18 protein-coding genes are annotated in these 15,428 nt (G+C 53.5%); 6 read left to right on the forward strand and 12 right to left on the reverse strand.

Annotated elements, in window-relative coordinates; translation table 11 throughout:
* Positions 1-19: 19 nt before the first annotated feature.
* Together C0557_RS02090 and C0557_RS02095 are read right to left on the reverse strand one after the other, a co-directional pair.
* Positions 20-538, reverse strand: a complete 519-nt coding sequence (locus tag C0557_RS02090; protein ID WP_208657326.1) for a hypothetical protein — start codon at positions 536-538, stop codon at positions 20-22.
* 5 nt (positions 539-543) lie between these two features.
* Positions 544-1,356, reverse strand: a complete 813-nt coding sequence (locus tag C0557_RS02095; RefSeq protein WP_208657327.1) for an EAL domain-containing protein — start codon at positions 1,354-1,356, stop codon at positions 544-546.
* Positions 1,357-1,866: 510 nt separating this feature from the next.
* Here C0557_RS02095 and C0557_RS02100 point away from each other — a divergent pair.
* A complete protein-coding gene (locus C0557_RS02100) occupies positions 1,867-2,487 on the forward strand; it encodes a DapH/DapD/GlmU-related protein (protein ID WP_208657328.1) in 621 nt (206 codons plus the stop codon).
* Positions 2,488-2,494: 7 nt separating this feature from the next.
* On the opposite strand, the gene C0557_RS02105 is transcribed toward C0557_RS02100, so the two are convergent.
* Entirely contained in the window at positions 2,495-3,844 is a 1,350-nt protein-coding gene (locus C0557_RS02105; RefSeq protein WP_208657329.1) for an MFS transporter, read from the reverse strand.
* A 130-nt stretch (positions 3,845-3,974) separates the two neighbouring features.
* On the opposite strand from C0557_RS02105, the gene C0557_RS02110 reads away from it, so the two are divergent.
* Together C0557_RS02110 and C0557_RS02115 are read left to right on the forward strand one after the other, a co-directional pair.
* Positions 3,975-4,883 (forward strand): LysR substrate-binding domain-containing protein, encoded by a 909-nt coding sequence (locus tag C0557_RS02110; RefSeq protein ID WP_208657330.1) that lies wholly within the window; start codon positions 3,975-3,977, stop codon positions 4,881-4,883.
* Positions 4,884-4,888: 5 nt separating this feature from the next.
* Complete coding sequence (locus C0557_RS02115; RefSeq protein ID WP_208657331.1) at positions 4,889-5,215, forward strand: hypothetical protein; 327 nt, start codon at positions 4,889-4,891, stop codon at positions 5,213-5,215.
* 76 nt (positions 5,216-5,291) lie between these two features.
* On the opposite strand, the gene C0557_RS02120 is transcribed toward C0557_RS02115, so the two are convergent.
* A complete protein-coding gene (locus tag C0557_RS02120) occupies positions 5,292-5,840 on the reverse strand; it encodes a flavodoxin family protein (RefSeq protein WP_208657332.1) in 549 nt (182 codons plus the stop codon).
* A 53-nt stretch (positions 5,841-5,893) separates the two neighbouring features.
* Positions 5,894-6,325, reverse strand: coding sequence for a DoxX family protein (locus C0557_RS02125; protein WP_007372958.1), 432 nt, complete (start codon positions 6,323-6,325; stop codon positions 5,894-5,896).
* Positions 6,326-6,491: 166 nt separating this feature from the next.
* Between C0557_RS02125 and C0557_RS02130 the strand changes: the two genes are divergently transcribed.
* Complete coding sequence (locus C0557_RS02130; RefSeq protein WP_074774603.1) at positions 6,492-6,890, forward strand: helix-turn-helix domain-containing protein; 399 nt, start codon at positions 6,492-6,494, stop codon at positions 6,888-6,890.
* A 19-nt stretch (positions 6,891-6,909) separates the two neighbouring features.
* Here the strand turns inward: C0557_RS02130 and C0557_RS02135 are convergent, their stop codons facing one another.
* Positions 6,910-7,920: an alpha/beta hydrolase gene (locus C0557_RS02135; RefSeq protein ID WP_208657333.1), complete on the reverse strand. Its 1,011-nt coding sequence runs from the start codon at positions 7,918-7,920 to the stop codon at positions 6,910-6,912.
* Positions 7,921-8,141: 221 nt separating this feature from the next.
* Between C0557_RS02135 and C0557_RS02140 the strand changes: the two genes are divergently transcribed.
* Together C0557_RS02140 and C0557_RS02145 are read left to right on the forward strand one after the other, a co-directional pair.
* Complete coding sequence (locus C0557_RS02140) at positions 8,142-8,666, forward strand: TetR/AcrR family transcriptional regulator (protein WP_208657334.1); 525 nt, start codon at positions 8,142-8,144, stop codon at positions 8,664-8,666.
* Complete coding sequence (locus tag C0557_RS02145; protein ID WP_208657335.1) at positions 8,663-9,757, forward strand: MFS transporter; 1,095 nt, start codon at positions 8,663-8,665, stop codon at positions 9,755-9,757. The genes C0557_RS02140 and C0557_RS02145 overlap by 4 nt, the downstream gene beginning before the upstream one ends.
* Before the next feature lie 19 nt (positions 9,758-9,776).
* Here the strand turns inward: C0557_RS02145 and C0557_RS02150 are convergent, their stop codons facing one another.
* The 6 genes from C0557_RS02150 to C0557_RS02175 form a co-directional block, all read right to left on the reverse strand.
* Positions 9,777-10,022, reverse strand: coding sequence for a zinc ribbon domain-containing protein (locus C0557_RS02150; protein ID WP_007372963.1), 246 nt, complete (start codon positions 10,020-10,022; stop codon positions 9,777-9,779).
* 217 nt (positions 10,023-10,239) lie between these two features.
* Positions 10,240-11,562: an ABC transporter substrate-binding protein gene (locus tag C0557_RS02155; RefSeq protein WP_208657336.1), complete on the reverse strand. Its 1,323-nt coding sequence runs from the start codon at positions 11,560-11,562 to the stop codon at positions 10,240-10,242.
* Entirely contained in the window at positions 11,555-12,628 is a 1,074-nt protein-coding gene (locus C0557_RS02160) for an ABC transporter ATP-binding protein (RefSeq protein WP_208657337.1), read from the reverse strand. Before C0557_RS02160 ends, C0557_RS02155 begins: the two co-directional genes overlap by 8 nt.
* Positions 12,629-12,632: 4 nt before the next feature.
* A complete protein-coding gene (locus C0557_RS02165) occupies positions 12,633-13,457 on the reverse strand; it encodes a phosphodiesterase (RefSeq protein ID WP_208657338.1) in 825 nt (274 codons plus the stop codon).
* Between the two features lie 11 nt (positions 13,458-13,468).
* Complete coding sequence (locus C0557_RS02170; protein WP_208657339.1) at positions 13,469-14,356, reverse strand: carbohydrate ABC transporter permease; 888 nt, start codon at positions 14,354-14,356, stop codon at positions 13,469-13,471.
* Complete coding sequence (locus tag C0557_RS02175) at positions 14,346-15,218, reverse strand: carbohydrate ABC transporter permease (RefSeq protein ID WP_208657340.1); 873 nt, start codon at positions 15,216-15,218, stop codon at positions 14,346-14,348. Before C0557_RS02175 ends, C0557_RS02170 begins: the two co-directional genes overlap by 11 nt.
* Positions 15,219-15,428 lie beyond the last annotated feature (210 nt).

The following is a 15,428-nucleotide window of genomic DNA, read 5'->3' on the forward strand; positions in this document are numbered from 1 at the left end:
GTGCGAGTAGATCTGAATTCTATCTGCCTATCCACTTCAAAAAAGGCACGAGATTCTGGAAGCTTTTTAATCCGTATATCTCTTTTAATCTGTTGATATAGTAGTAGACTTGTTTTTCATTCAGATTGTACATTTTTGCTACTCTATTAACATTGCCAATTTGCATGTATTTTTTGAATATCATGAGATAGAGGTGAATTTTTTTACGGGGTTTTAAAATGTCGTAATAGTAGAGATAGAGATTCGCCGTCGATTTTCTTTCATTAATTTTCTTCTTAACATCTTCGATGAACTCCATAACTCCCAGGCGTGCATTGGTTGTGTAGCTGTTATCCCGTTCCGAAAGGATGATAACCAGCGCGTCTGGGAATTTGATGATACAACTGAGGAGTTCATCGATGATGCCAAATATATCATCGAAGTAGATCTCTTCAATGAAGATGAGCGTCTGGTTGTCACCCTCAATATCCGTACCCGAAAAAAAAGATTCGATTGCTATTTTTTTGAAAGGGTCGAGGATCTTACATATCACGTTCATAACTGTCATCCATAGTCGAAATAATCTAATCCATTAAAGTTTTTATAGGCTACAGGAGGTTTGAATAATTCCCCCTGGAACAATGTCACATTTTTATTTAAAAAGTACTGCAAATGGTAAACTGAATCTATGCCACTAACGACGATATCTGTGTTCTGTTTGCTTAAACCACTCATTAAATCATCGGCGAAACCATGCATGATGACTTTGTCCGTCAACGGGAAAAACATAGTTTTGTCGATTTTTATATAATCAAAGTCGAAGCCAAAAAGCATTTCAATATTGGAGTGCCCGGCACCAAAATCGCCGAGGGCAAAGAAGGTGTTTTTTTGTATAGTCAACAATGCAGAAAGTAATTTTAATTTGTGAATTAAGTCGAAGGGAATGCGGGAGTTGACTTCAATAACCAGTTTGGCGTTCAGTTTATCGAGCTTTTTGGCTGTTTGAATACAATCTTCTGCGAACTCCATAATGTTTTCGCTGAATAAATGCAATGGGCTAATTTTTATAAAAAAACGCAACTCGCGGCATTTATCGATATCACTATGGTTGGCCAGATAATCCTGGATTTGCAGCAGTAATTCTTTTGTAATAGTGATGATTTCACCACTTTTTTCTGCTGCGGTCAGGAAGTCATGGGGTGAAATAAAATCCGTGCAATTGGAGCCTTTGCTTTGCAGCCACGCCGTTGCATCAATGCCGTATACACGATTAGCTCGGGTATCAATGATTGGTTGAAAAAATGTCGTGACATTCCATTTCTCGAAAATGTCATCGAACATGTCATGGTAATCTCTTTCATCATTGAATTGTTTCATAGCTGGTCCATTACGCGCCAACAAACACCAAAAAGCAAATATCTAAAAGGAAACTTGTGTTGCCGAATGAGTTTAAAATATTGCAATTTGTATTAGATGGGCATTTTTTGATTTACATCCATTTATTGTATTATGTTTGATTTTGCGAAGCATGCAATCTATGTATGTTATTATCAGATTTTTCAAAAAATGAAGTTAAAAAATATTAAGTGTCTGAATAAAGACCCTTAATATATTTTAATTGTGAATTTAAAGTTAAATCATATGTGATTTAATTCTATGTGACTATTAATTTATGTTTTAGATCATGTTCCGTAATGAAGTATTAGGGTAGGGCAGATAAAAACCGACAGGTTGTTTATTCTTAGTGCTTATATCCTGGTGCGAGCGGGCTCTACCGATAATTCTTATCAGGCGGACAGGCTCTGCGGATTGCTGATAGTGAGTCACCGTCATTTGCCCTACACAGAAGCGCTATACAGTAGCGCAACCTGAGAAGAGGGAATCACGATGAAACATGTCAAATTAGCGGAAACCTGGATCGATCCTGGTGTTCGTATGCGCGAATGCAAAATGGGTCAGCAATGTGAAGTGCTGGCCAATAGTCTGATGGAATACAGTACGTTAGGCGATTTTTCCTATATCGGTGAATATTGCACCATTGCCGATGCTGAGATAGGGAAATTTGTCGCGATTGCCAATAATGTGCGTATTGGCGCGCCCAATCATCCGATGGGGCGGCCATCCCAGCACCGAATCACCTATTGTCCGGAGTACTATTCCGCCAGCGCGGCACGTGATCATGACTTTTTTACTCAGCGGCGTGGCGATCGCGTCATCATTGGAAATGATGTCTGGATCGGGCATGCTGCCATTGTGCTGCCCGGCGTGACAGTCGGAGATGGCGCGGTCATTGCGGCTGGCGCCGTGGTCAGTAAAGATGTGGCACCTTACACGATTGTTGGCGGCGTTCCGGCAAAGGTTATTCGTTCGCGCTTCTCACCACATATTGGCCAGCGGTTACAACAGATCGCCTGGTGGGAGTGGCCGCTGGAGACCATTATCGAACGGCTGGCCGATTTTCAGGATGAGAATATAGAAGCGTTTTGCGAAAAGTGGGGACGCCAGTAAGCCGCGCTCAGCGCTCCTTCGCACAAAGCGCCACCAGCATACCCAGCAGCGCGGCAGCACCCAGCCCACGAAATACCGCTGACCAGCTTGCCAGATCCGGCTGCATCGCCAGTAAAACGGAGATCACTGCCAGCATTATCGCCCCGGCGATGTACTGGCTGGTGACCATCAGCGCGCTGGCGCGGCCCTGTTGCTGCACGGGTACGGCGCTGAGCCCGACGGCGAACATTGCCGGATAGATCAATCCGTGGCCGATACCACTGAGCACGAGGCCAGAGATGAACCCGGCGGAAAACGGAGCGCTAAGCGATATCGACAGCAACCCTAAGCCAGCTGCTGCGCAGGCAAACCCCACCAGCAGCGCCTTTTGGCTACTAAAGCGCGCAGAGAGTCGGGTGTAAAACACATTTCCCGCCACAATCAGCACTGTCAGTGGAGTAAATAACCATCCGGTGGTGACGGCATCAAGCTGTAGCGTTTGCTGCCACAGCAGCGTCATGGCGTAAAACTGGCTGCCGACGCTGGCCATATAGCAGGCGCTGCTGAGCCAGCCTGTCTGCAAACCCGGCATATTACGCAGCGTGCGTGACAGCAGCGGCTGCGGCGCAAAACGTTCATGGAGAATCAACAGCAGTAGCATGGCTGCCGCCAGTCGATTCGCAAAGAAATCCGGCGCGCCTTGTTCGGCATAACGCATCATTGCCCACACCAGCGTACCGGCCGTCGCACAACCGATCAGCGCGCCAAAACCCGTGCGTTGCGCGTCACCTCGTGGCTGTGTTTGCGAAAAGTTGCGCTGCACCAGCCATAGCGCCAACAACCCAGGCGGCAGGGTGATGAAGAAAATGGCGCGCCAGCTCAGGGAGGTCAGCACGCCGCCCAGCACCACGCCCGCCACCAGGCCCAGCGCGCCAAGAGCGCTCCAGATCGCCAGCGCCCGGCGATGCGATTCTCCCTGAAAACGCTGCGCCATTAAGGCCAGCACCGCCGGTTGCAGCAGCGCGGCGGCGATCCCTTGTCCACAGCGAGCCATCAGTAACAATGTTCCGTTATGGGCCATCCCGCCCAGCATTGATGAAAAAAGAAACAGCGTCATGCCGATGCTGAAGATCCGGCGTGCGCCGAAACGATCGCACAGGCTTCCACCAGGCAACAATAGCGCGGCAAAGGTCAAACCGTAGATCGACACCACCCACTGCATTTCGCTCAGTGACAAGTGCAACGCCTGCGCCAGCGTGGGCAGCGCGACATAAATAATGGCGTAATCAAGCGCAATCAACGCCTGAGCGATGCCGGGAACCAGCAGCGCCTGATAGCGTGATGATGAGCGCGTAGCCATCGTGTTAATTTGTGTCATGGGGCATTCCTGTTAATCTGCTTAGGGTGAATAATCTTCATGGATCATTCCCGATGAGAAACAGGCTACCCTCTGCTTCATGAGGTAAGCAAAGTCATAGTTTTCAGCTTAAGATGAGTTAAATTCAGCTATGCGAACACGCCGATTGCCACCGCTTTCTGCCATCCGTGCTTTTGATGCGGTGGCCCGTCACGCCAGTTTTAAAGCTGCTGCGGAGGAGATTGGCGTGACGCCGACCGCCATCAGCCACCAGATCCGCGTGCTGGAGACGTCGCTCAACCAGCGTCTGTTTACCCGCTCGGCACGCGCCGTGGCGCTCACTAACGCCGGAGAAATTCTGTTTCGCGCCTCGGGGAATATCTTTGCCACGCTGCGCGAAGCGGTGGAGGCCATCGACAGGGCCGGGCAACCGGGCGCGTTAACGCTGAGCACCACTTCCAACTTTCTGACTAACTGGCTGGTGCCGCGCCTGCCGTCGCTGCATCAGCAGCATCCTTCGCTGGAGCTGCGTCTACATAGCAGTACCGATCTGGTGGATGTGCGTGGCGAGATGGCGGATTGCGCGATCCGCTACAGCATGCAGGCTGATGAAGCGCTGGAGAATACGCTGCTCTACCGCGATCGCTTTGTGCTGGTCGCCAGCCCGCAACTGGCGTTGCGGGTGATTGAAGATCTTTCCCGTTTTACGCTGTTTCATATTGAAAACCGCCATGTTCCACAGCCGGAGCCGGACTGGCCACACTGGAAAGCGGCCTTTGGCCCGGCCGATTTACCGATACATGCGGGTATTCATTTTGATGATGAGACGCACGCCATTCAGGCGGCGATTGCCGGGCAGGGCGTACTGCTCGCCAGCGAGTTATTGATCCAGAATGCGCTGGCGCAAGGATTGTTGCGCGTTGCCCTGCCGGGGACATTACCCGGCGGGAATTACTATTTCGTAACCAGCCAACAAAAAGCGCAGCGTGAAGAGGTTAGAATAATAAAAGCGTGGTTGCAGCAGGCATTTGCTAATCTGGATGTGCAAAATAACGAGTGACAATAATGAAAAAACTGACTTTTCTTCTTGCCTTATTTATTGGCGGGGCGGCTCATGCGGATATTTATAAAGAGATCACTACCGAACATAAAGCACGAACGCTGGTGACCGGCCCGGATACTTTCCCACATCGCCTGCGCTACTGGTTCATGATGGAAGATGGCAGCCCGTCTGTTTACGAGGTGGTGGAGAAAAAACATCAGGATGAATGGGTGGATCTGCTACATCCGAACGACAACCCGGCACTGATTATTAAAGGAGATACGCTCAGGTTTGAGCGGCGCTTTGCTGGCAAGGTCGTGAGTACTGAAGAGTATGAGAAGAAGAACTAGCGAGCCATTATGCGCTGGCGGCCAGGTAATTCTGTGTCGATAAAAAGCCGGGTTTCCCCGGCCTTTATAGACAAAATTAATTAAAACGGCGCGCTACATCGGCCACGCGCTGGCCGAATTTCACTGCGGTATCCAGATCGCCGGAGGCGATTTTATCGGCGCCTGCGTCTGACGGCGATTGCACCAGCAGGCCGACAGAACCGCCGAGGTTGTTGATGTCTTCGCGGGTTGCAGCAAGCGTGTTCGCCGGCAGCAGGCCCAGGCTCACCCAGATGCCGCCATGCTGTGATGCCAGCGTTTGCAGGTATTGCAGCGAAACCTGTTTGTCACCATTCAGGCTGGCGCTGTTGCTGAAACCGGCAAATACTTTGTCCTGCCAGGCGCGGGTAAACCAGGCTTTAGAGCTGGCATCGGCGAATTTCTTAAACTGCCATGGCACGCCGCCCATATACGTTGGGGCACCAAAAATAATGGCTTTGGCGTCGTTCAGTAATTGCCAGTCGCTTTCCTGAATATCACCGTTATTATCCACCGCGATCAGCGTTGCATTTGCACCTTCGGCGACTTTCTCGGCCACCACTTTAGTGTGCCCGTAACCCGAATAATAGATCACCACAATAGACATATTTTTCCCCTATCTAAGAGAGATAATGTGCAAATACATTTGCACGACCGCCATCATTTTTCTTTTCCGGCAAACAGGGTGTATTTCCCTGCGCCCAGAAACATAATGCTTAATCCGCCGAGGAAATAGAGGGCTTCACTTTCCAGACCCCATGCGCCGACGTTAGTCAGGGTAAAGAATTTCCCCATGCCGACCAGTAAGGTGGCAACCAGAATATTAAATGCGTAAATAAAAGCCGCCTGGCGCGTGAATAAGCCAATAATAATCAGTACCGGCGTAATAATTTCGCCAACAAATACACCGTAAGCGATAAAGCCCGGTAAACCCTGCGCGACCAGCATGTCGGAAATCCAGCCTACGCCATGCTGCACTTTGGCTACGCCGTGGAACAGCATTAGCACGCCAAATGTCAGGCGCAGCAACAGCTTGCCAAACTCCGGGTGCGTGGTAAGACTGAGAAATGCGTTATTCAGCCGACTAATCATCCTTTATTCCTTTTCATTCCGCAGGAGAATTTTTGCCATTTCTGGCACCTTAGTATCAAATAGAAACTTAGGCTTTGAGTTATACACATCCCGCTCCGGTTGCGGAAGAAGGCACCCAAAGGGCACTACGTTTCCTCAAGGAAACCTACTACGAGAATTTGTCGTTATGATTAAGCCGTCCATTCCTTACGATATTTATGATAACCGCTGCCCGACGCGCGATATGCTGGCAAGGCTGGCGGATAAGTGGGCCTTGCTGGTGCTGGCGCGTCTGGAAAAAGGGCCAATGCGTTTTAATGGCCTGAAACGGGATATCCGCCTGATCACGCAAAAGGTCTTAACCCAGACACTGCGCAAGCTGGAGCGCGACGGCATCATCGCCCGTGAAGTGTTTTATACCGTGCCGGTGGCAGTGGAGTACAGCCTGACGCCGCTGGGACGCACGCTGACGGAAACTGTCTCGGTGCTGGCGCACTGGGTGGAAAACAATATGGATGCAGTGCTGGCGGCGCAGACGGCGTATGACGAGGCGAATTTGCTCAAAACGAAAGAACCCACCGCATAGGGTGGGTTCCGGGAAGCGCTTATTTCAGGTGGACGCGCAGTTCATTGGCGGCCTGGGAAAGCGCGGTGCGAACGGTTGGCTCTTCGCTCAGGGCATTCAGCAGACCGTAGTCGTGGATCATGCCGTTATAGCGGGTGACGGTAACCGGCACGCCCGCAGCATCCAGTTTGCGGCCAAAGGCTTCACCTTCATCGCGCAGTACGTCCAGCTCAGCGGTCTGGATAAGCGTAGGCGGCAAGCCTTTCAGTTGCTCGCTGCTGGCTTCCAGCGGTGAAGCCAGAATGTTGCGGCGATCGCTCTCTTTGGTGGTGTAGTTATCCCAGAACCATTTCATCATGTTTTTGCTCAGGAAATAACCATTCGAGAACTGGTTATAGGAACCGGTATCAAAGCGCGCATCGGTGACTGGCCAGAACATCACCTGGTAGCGAATCGCCGGTGTATGGTGCTCTTTGGCCTGAAGTGCCACCGCTGCCACCATATTACCGCCGACGCTGTTACCCGCCAGCGCCAGACGAGAACCATCCACGCCAATCTCTTTACCATGTTCGGCAACCCAGCGTGTGGCTTCATACGCCTGATTAATAGCGACCGGGAAGTGCGCTTCCGGTGACGGCGTGTAATTGACGAACACGGCGGCAGCGCCGGATTCGTTCACCAGATCGCGGACAAAACGTTCATGGGTTGGATAATCGCCCAGCACCCAACCGCCGCCGTGGAAGAACATAAATACCGGCAGCGTACCGGTTGCGCCCTGCGGTTTGACGATGGTCAGCGTCAGCGGTTTACCGTTCACGGTGATGGTTTTTTCCGTCACATCTGCGGCGGGCAGTTTGGCGCCTTTCTGCGCGCCGATCAGCACCTGGCGAGCATCCGGCACAGAGAGTTGTTCGATAGGTTTGCCGCCGCTGTTATTCAGCACAGAAAGGAATTTCGCGACACCGGCAGTCGGCGTGGGCGCATCGGCGGCCCAGGCAGTGGATACGCTGGCGGCGGTTAAACTCATGGCAATCAGTAATGAACGGGACATCGTTATCTCCTTTGCGATTGTATCGCGCGCTATTTAAATGGTTATGAAAGCGCGGTTGTGTTTGCGTCTGGGGAGGAATTTAAATAGTGCGCTATTTGATTGCAAGTTAATTTTTCGCGATAAAAATATATTATCTCATTACTCATTGAATTTTAATGTTTTTTATTTTTACTTTTTTATGGTTGCTGGCGAAAGTAAAACGATCGGTTTACTTTTTAAGGATGAAAAAACGACAAGACATCATTCAGGCCGCCGAGCGGCTGTTTTACAACAATGGCTTTCACGCCACCAGCACCGATCGTATTTGCGAGGAAGCCGGTGTTTCAACGCGCACGCTGTATCGCCATTTCCCTTCGCGAGAGCAATTAACCGCAGCGGTAATGGAAGCCCGCCAGCAGCGTTTTTTCGCCGATCTCTACGCGCCCGATCACCCACAGGCGGTGGAAAAACTTTTTGCCGTCCTCGGGGAATGGATGGCGAGTTACGGCGCGGGTGGATGTTTTTTCCTGAAAGCCTGGGGCGAATATGCGCAGGAAAACGTGCAGCTATGCGCGCTGGCGCTGGATTTTCGCTATGCGCTGCGGGATTACATCGCCACGAGCGTGAAACACAGCGCGCTGGCAGATGCCGTCTGGATGCTGTTTGAAGGGGCGATTACCGCGGCGTTAATTCGCGGGCCGCAGGCGGCTTATGATGCCGGAAAAGCGGCGGCGATCCTGATGTCCAGCGAGGAGGCGAAACGATGAAGCTGGGTATTACCGGTTTCGCGCTGATCGCTGTTTCTTATGGCCTCGCCCGTTTCTCATGGGGGCTGATGATGCCCGCCGTGGCGCAGGATATTCCTTTCAGCCCGCGCCTTGCAGGCACTCTTTCGGCCTGTAGTTTCGCGGCTTATTGTCTGTCGATAAGCGCAGCCGCCACCTTGAATAAGCGCTATGGGCCGCGATTTCCCTCGACGGTTTCTGCGCTGAGTGCCGCGCTAGGCCTGTTGCTGCTCGCCGCAGCCGCTTCTCCCGTGATGCTGGGTGTCGGATTATTTATTGCCGGGATCAGCGCCGGGTTTTCGTCGCCTTCGCTGGCGGCAGCGGTCAGTCGTTGCGTGAGCGCATCACGGCAAACGCAGGTGAATACCCTGATTAACGCCGGAACCGGGGCAGGGATCATCCTTTCCGTGCCGCTTCTGTTGTTTCTGCCGTGGCGAACTGCGTGCATCGTGTTCGCGGTGATTGCACTGCTGTGTCTGTGGCCGGTGCAGCGCTATTTACCGCACGGCGCACTGCCGCAGGTGGAGGAGCGAGAAACGCTTTTATCACGCGCGGTTGTCCGTCTTGCGCTAATTGCCTTGTTGAGCGGGATGATGAGCGCCGCGTGGTGGAGTTTTGGCCCGCAAGTATTGCGCCAGCAGATGGCGGTAGCGGATTCGCTCATCAGCATTCTGTGGTGCGTTTGCGGCGCGGCGGGCATTTTGGGCGCCTTCACCGGGCCGGTTGCGCGTTATATCGGCATGCGCCAGGTCTACCGGCTGGCGCTGGTGTTTATGGCCGCACCGTTGCTGTTGATGGCGTTTAGCCACGCATTTTCCTGGTGGTTAATTCCGGCGGTGGCGCTCTGCGGGGCTGGCTATATCACGCTTTCCGGCGTGCTGCTGGTGTGTGGCGCAGAAGCCGCGCCCGCGACCCCGGCTTCCGGGGTCGGCATGGTGTTTTTTATGCTGGCCGCAGGCCAGGTGGCTGGCGCGGTGATATTGGGTTTGATCTACGCGCAGGCTGGGGTTGCGCTGGCATTTGGCCTGTTTGCGCTGCTGGGGTTGGTACTGCTGTTTTTTACCCCGGATTGAAGCCGCCAGGCTAATAACGTCAGGCTCTGTCTGCCCATGCAGGCATTGATGTCAGATAGCGGATTGCACGTTTACGCGCCTCTTCGTTGCCCACTTTCTGCCATGAATCAAGGTATTGCGCGAGGCCGGAAACGGCATCATCCCAGGATTTCAGATTGCCTTCGCTGTCGGTGCAGTACGCACAATATTTGTCGCTGGCACCACGGGCATCCGGCGCGGAGAGCGGCATTCCGCAGGAGTGGCAGTGCTGTTCGGTGTAAGACATGGTGTGCTCCTTGTCAGTTGGGTGAGCAAGAAATATACAGCCCTGGCAAGAAAGGAAATGTCTGGCGGATCAATAAACCCTGTATTCAAAATGGTTATTTGTGGGGGCCGTTTATTCGTTACTCAGAACACAGCCAACTGACTCACCGTATTCGTTATTAAGTTAGTAAGCGCTTACTGTTTGGGAGCTCCCCCGCATCCCTGCGGGGTATTACATCTTATTTCACCACTTGCAGCGAGGTTTTTTCCACATAGGGTTTCATCAGCGTATCGGCTTCTTTCTGCGCCGCTTCTGCGGCTGCTTCCGGGGTGACTTTCTCGTCGTTCACCACGGCCGCCAGCTGGTTTTCCATCGCTTTACGCACGGCAACCGTTTCGTAAGTGGAATACCACGGATGCGCGTACTGCAACTGCTCCAGCGCGATGGCGGCGCGCGGATCCTGCTTCAGATACTCTTTCATTTCCGCCGTATCATAGGACGCTTTGCGCGGTGAGAAGTAACCGGTAAAGCGGCTCCATGCACCATTCACTTCCGGGCTGACGAGATACGTCAGGAACTGATACGCCGCTTTTTTCTGCGCATCGTTAATGCCTTTAAAACTCACCAGGCTGGCGCCGCCAATTGGCACGGCACGTTGTTCCTGAGCAGGCATCATTGCCACACCCAGCTCGAAATCTTTGGTGTTTTCACGCATAAAGCCCAGCGCGCCGGTGCTCAGCATCGCCATTCCCAGTTTGCCGGAGAAGAACGCGGCGCTGATCTGCTTCGAGTTCAGCACGCCGGACGGCATCACTTTGTCTTTGTAGATCATATCCTGCCAGAAACGCAGTGCGCCGATGGTGGTAGGCGCGTTGTAATAGACTTCGCCAGGATAGTTTTCGTTGAAGTAGTTACCGCCGTTGGCACGTACCAGCGAGGAGAAGATCCAGCCGCCGTAATCGTCGTTGGTGGAAGGCAGCATAATGCCCCACTGGCCTTTGCTCTGGTCGGTCAGCTTTTTCGCATCGATCAGCAACTCTTTCCAGTTCTGCGGCGGCTGTTTAATGCCCGCCTGGTCGAACATCGTTTTGTTGTAATAGAGGATTGGCGTCGAGTTGTGGAACGGAATGGCGTAGGTCACGCCCATCACCTGCGCGTTTTTACGCATCGCAGGCCAGAACTCGTTTTGCAGGAAATCGCCCGCTTTTTTGTCGCCGTACTGGAACAGTTCGTCCATCGGCAGGATTTCATCTTTCAGCGCCAGATCGGTAGTGAAGTTGGCGGACATGATCACCAGCGCCGGCGGTTGGCCTGCTTTCTGCGCCGATTCAGCTTTCATTTTCGTGGTGTCGTAATTGCCGGTAAAAATCCCGCGCACTTCCACCTCTTTTTGCGAATCGTTAAAGGCTTTGATGACACGCGTCATTTCCATGGTCAGTTTGCCGTCCACCGGGGCCGGAAACATAAAATCAATCTTCTCCTGCGCCAGTGCGGTGCCGCTCATTGCAAGGGTTATGCTGTAAGTAAGCGCTCGCAATGTTTTTGGCAGAGGCTTATGCATGGTCGTTCTCCTGGTGTAAGTTAAGCAAGGTTTGCGCATCAAACAGATGACAATCAAGGGGTGAAAAACCGACGCTGAGTGTGTCCCCTTTGTTGGGTACATCGCCCCGGTGTCGGCGGATATAACGCAGGTTGCCGATGGGCGTGCTGACGTGAAGCTGATAATCCGCGCCCATCAGTTCCCGCTGTATGACTGTGGCTGGCAGCACCAACTGGCCCGCTTCCGGCGTGTCGGTCATGTGCTCCGGGCGAATGCCCAACCACACTTGTGACGTGCTGCGCGCGTGCTCAGGCAGCGGCAGGCGTTGCTCACCCAATTGCACCTCGCCATTGGCGCAGGAGAGCGACAGCAGGTTCATGGCCGGAGAGCCGATAAACCCGGCAACAAACAGATTGGCCGGATGCGCGTACAAATGTTCCGGGCGGCCAACTTGCTGCACGTGGCCGCCATTCATCACCACAATGCGGTCGGCCATCGACATCGCTTCGGTCTGGTCATGCGTCACATAAATGGTGCTGGTCTTAAGCTGCTGGTGCATCTCCATAATGCTGTCGCGCACTTCGGTACGCAGGCGTGCATCAAGGTTAGAGAGCGGTTCATCCATTAAGAACAGTTTCGGGTTACGCACGATGGCGCGCGCCATCGCCACGCGCTGACGCTGGCCGCCGGAGAGTTTGGCGGGTTTTCGCTCCAGTAACGCATCAAGCTGCAACATCTGCGCTACGCGATCGAGGCGTGGTTGCCAGCTGGCTTTCTCTTCGTGACGCACTTTCATGCCGAAGGTGATGTTGTCGCGCACCGACAGGTGCGGAAACAGCGCGTAGTTCTGGAAGATCATCGCGAAGTTGCGCTCGCGTGGCGAGCGGGTGGTGATGTCATCATTATCGAGCCAGATAGCGCCGTCGCTGACATTCTCCAGCCCGGCAATCAGCCGCAACAGCGTACTTTTTCCGCAGCCGGACGGGCCAACCAGCACCACAAATTCGCCATCGTGAATATCCAGCGACAGCGCGCTGAGCGCCGCTTTGCCATCAAACTGCTTGCTTATATTGTTCAGTCTTAACATGGGATTAGCGCTCGTCCACCGGGCAACTGATGTTTTCGTCATACAGCCATGGGCCCGCGTAATGCGACAGCGAGTGCAGGTAGCTCACCCACCGATCGCCAATCTGGCGGTGCATCAGACACGACGGCGGCGACATGTCGTAGTACGGGCGGGTGTCTTCGTGGCAATACGGTACCTGGTGCACGGTGGCCGGAATGGTGGCAATCGTTGCCTGGCGATATTGCGTCATGGTCAGGCTGTGGTTATGGCCGCAGAAAATGCGCGTCAGCGACGGGAAGCGCTCAACCAGTTTCAGCAGCTGATGGCCGTTTTCACAGGCGATGCGATCCATCTGCGCGTTGCCCAGCGGCAGCGGCGGATGGTGCATAAACACCGCGGTGGGTTTGTCTTTGCTGGCGCTTAGCTGCGCCTCCAGCCAGTGCAGGGTTTCATTCGTCAGCCAGCCTTTTGATTCCCCGGCGAGGCTGGAATCGATAAACAGCAGACGTGTGGCGAAATCATCAATCGCATAACGCATGTTCTGCGGATCGCTGCCGAGATGCGGGCACAGCGGGTGCAGATATTCCAGAAAGTGCGCTTTATCGTCGTGGTTGCCCGGAATGATGAACAGCGGGTAATCCAGCCCGCCGAGGATCTGGCGCGCCACGCGGTACTCTTCCGGGCGGCCGCAGTTGACGATATCCCCGCTCACTACCACCGCATCCGGGCGTTCGCGCAGGGCGTTAAGCTGGCACACGACGTCGGCATTCCCGGCGTTGATATCAATAAAACCGTACAGCTTCTCGTTCTGGCTGCGGAAATGGGTGTCGGAAATTTGCGCTAAAAACATAACTACACTCCTTATTTAATGCCGGAGAAGCCAAAGCTCCGGAGAAACTGTTTCTGAAAAGCAATAAACGCGACCATCAGCGGCAGGCAAACCATCAGCGTCCCGGCGCTGATCATTCCCCACTGGCCGCCGGATTCTGCGCCCATGGCGAAGGAGACCAGGCCGACTGTCAGCACCTGTTTGTCCGGATCGTTGAGCATCATCAGCGGCCATAAATACTCGTTCCAGTGATAGGTAATGCTGACGGTGGCGAACGCCAGTACCGACGGCCACGACATCGGCAACATCACGCGGAACAGCACCTGCCACCAGCGACAGCCCTCCATCAGCGCCGCTTCTTCAATCTCTTTTGGGATGGCGAGAAACGCCTGGCGCATCAGAAAGACGCCAAACGCAGAAGTGAAGTAGGGCATCATCACGCCGGTCAGCGTGTTGAGCAGGCCGAAGGTTTTCAGCGTCAGCATGTTGGGGATCATCATCACCACCGGCATGATCATCAGTTGCACCAGGAACAGGATGAACAGCGTTTTCTTGCCGCGAAATTCGTGGCAGGCGAAGACGTAACCGGCGGTGGTAATAGTGAATAGCTGCACAAAGAACGTACCGAAGGCGAAGATCAGCGTGTTGGCGTACAGGCTGAGCCAGTTGGCGCTGTCCCACGCATCGCGGAAGTTATCCAGCGTCAGCGGAAAGCGCGGCAGAATCGACGCCATATCTTCGCCAAACGTGGTGGCGCTAAACGCGGATGAGAGCATCCAGATAAACGGGCTTACCCACAGCAGCGCCAGGCAAACCATCAGCAGCGCTAGCGTTACCGGGCGCGAATGACGCAGACGCAGCCACAGCGGGCGCGGCACGATGGCGGCCCGATTGATAACAGGAGTAACCTCAACGCTCATAATGCGCTCCTCTCTCAAGCAGTTTCAGGTTGACCAGCGAGAAGACAAACAGCCCGACCAGCGTTAAAAACGTGGCGGCAGAGGCTTTACCGAGATCGTGAGTGTCCCAGGCGAGATTCTGGATGTAATAAAGCAGTACGGTGGTGGCATTGTCCGGGCCGCCGCGCGTCATCACGGCGACGTGGTCGATCTGGGTAATCGAGTAAATCAATGCGGTAGTGACCACAAAGCTGATGGTCGGGCGCAGTAGCGGCAGGGTGACTTTGAAGAAAACCTGCGTGGAAGTTGCGCCTTCCATTATCGCCGCTTCACGCGTGGAGGCGGGAATGCCCTGCAACCCGGCGAGGAAAAACAGCATGTAATATCCGGCAAACTTCCACACGCCAATCAGTGCCAGCGCCAACAGCGCGCTATTGCTGCGCCCCAGCCAGTTGTTGTTCATCGGCCCGAAAAGCTGCGCGAGGTAGTGATCGAGCATGCCGAGGCCGGGCATAAAGATAAACAGCCACAGCGCGGCGGCGCTGACCATCGGGATAATCATCGGGAAGAAAAACGCCGTACGTAACCAGCGGTTGATGCGATGGTTTTCCCACAGCGCCACCGCCAGCAGCAGCGCCAGCGTTACCCCCGGAATTACCGTCAGCAGAATGTAGATAAGGTTATTGAACAGCGATTGCCAGAACACCGAATCATCCAGCAGGCGGGCGAAGTTGCCCAGCCCAACGAACGGCGCATCATTGCTGGCAATGCGGGTGTCGAACAGGCTGTCATACACCGAGCGCAGCAGCGGAAAGTAAGTGAACAGCGCCAGGAACAGCAGAGACGGTGACAGGATCAGCCACGGAAGCCAGTATTTTCTCATAAGCCTTGAACCGCGAATTTACGGGTTTTTAAAGCCAGAGAGTTTGTGAAAAAAATGCTGCAAAAGAATGGTGTAAAGGTGACAGTTTAATGAACAGGTGTTCATTGCGGGGCATTTCGTGGTGAAACCGGGGCGTTGCCAGAAGATAGCGACAAAAAAGCATGTCAGAAAAAAGCCCCGCGGTGCGGGGCAACTTTTTCACTGAGTTAC

The sequence above is a fragment of the Kosakonia sp. MUSA4 genome, from assembly GCF_013085925.1.
Lineage (GTDB): Bacteria > Pseudomonadota > Gammaproteobacteria > Enterobacterales > Enterobacteriaceae > Kosakonia > Kosakonia sacchari_B.

Coding starts and splice junctions, on each gene's coding strand:
- C0557_RS02090 (WP_208657326.1), bottom strand. CDS start 538: ATGAACGTGATATGTAAGATCCTCGACCCTTTCAAAAAAATAGCAATC.
- C0557_RS02095 (WP_208657327.1), bottom strand. CDS start 1,356: ATGAAACAATTCAATGATGAAAGAGATTACCATGACATGTTCGATGAC.
- C0557_RS02100 (WP_208657328.1), top strand. CDS start 1,867: ATGAAACATGTCAAATTAGCGGAAACCTGGATCGATCCTGGTGTTCGT.
- C0557_RS02105 (WP_208657329.1), bottom strand. CDS start 3,844: ATGACACAAATTAACACGATGGCTACGCGCTCATCATCACGCTATCAG.
- C0557_RS02110 (WP_208657330.1), top strand. CDS start 3,975: ATGCGAACACGCCGATTGCCACCGCTTTCTGCCATCCGTGCTTTTGAT.
- C0557_RS02115 (WP_208657331.1), top strand. CDS start 4,889: ATGAAAAAACTGACTTTTCTTCTTGCCTTATTTATTGGCGGGGCGGCT.
- C0557_RS02120 (WP_208657332.1), bottom strand. CDS start 5,840: ATGTCTATTGTGGTGATCTATTATTCGGGTTACGGGCACACTAAAGTG.
- C0557_RS02125 (WP_007372958.1), bottom strand. CDS start 6,325: ATGATTAGTCGGCTGAATAACGCATTTCTCAGTCTTACCACGCACCCG.
- C0557_RS02130 (WP_074774603.1), top strand. CDS start 6,492: ATGATTAAGCCGTCCATTCCTTACGATATTTATGATAACCGCTGCCCG.
- C0557_RS02135 (WP_208657333.1), bottom strand. CDS start 7,920: ATGTCCCGTTCATTACTGATTGCCATGAGTTTAACCGCCGCCAGCGTA.
- C0557_RS02140 (WP_208657334.1), top strand. CDS start 8,142: ATGAAAAAACGACAAGACATCATTCAGGCCGCCGAGCGGCTGTTTTAC.
- C0557_RS02145 (WP_208657335.1), top strand. CDS start 8,663: ATGAAGCTGGGTATTACCGGTTTCGCGCTGATCGCTGTTTCTTATGGC.
- C0557_RS02150 (WP_007372963.1), bottom strand. CDS start 10,022: ATGTCTTACACCGAACAGCACTGCCACTCCTGCGGAATGCCGCTCTCC.
- C0557_RS02155 (WP_208657336.1), bottom strand. CDS start 11,562: ATGCATAAGCCTCTGCCAAAAACATTGCGAGCGCTTACTTACAGCATA.
- C0557_RS02160 (WP_208657337.1), bottom strand. CDS start 12,628: ATGTTAAGACTGAACAATATAAGCAAGCAGTTTGATGGCAAAGCGGCG.
- C0557_RS02165 (WP_208657338.1), bottom strand. CDS start 13,457: ATGTTTTTAGCGCAAATTTCCGACACCCATTTCCGCAGCCAGAACGAG.
- C0557_RS02170 (WP_208657339.1), bottom strand. CDS start 14,356: ATGAGCGTTGAGGTTACTCCTGTTATCAATCGGGCCGCCATCGTGCCG.
- C0557_RS02175 (WP_208657340.1), bottom strand. CDS start 15,218: ATGAGAAAATACTGGCTTCCGTGGCTGATCCTGTCACCGTCTCTGCTG.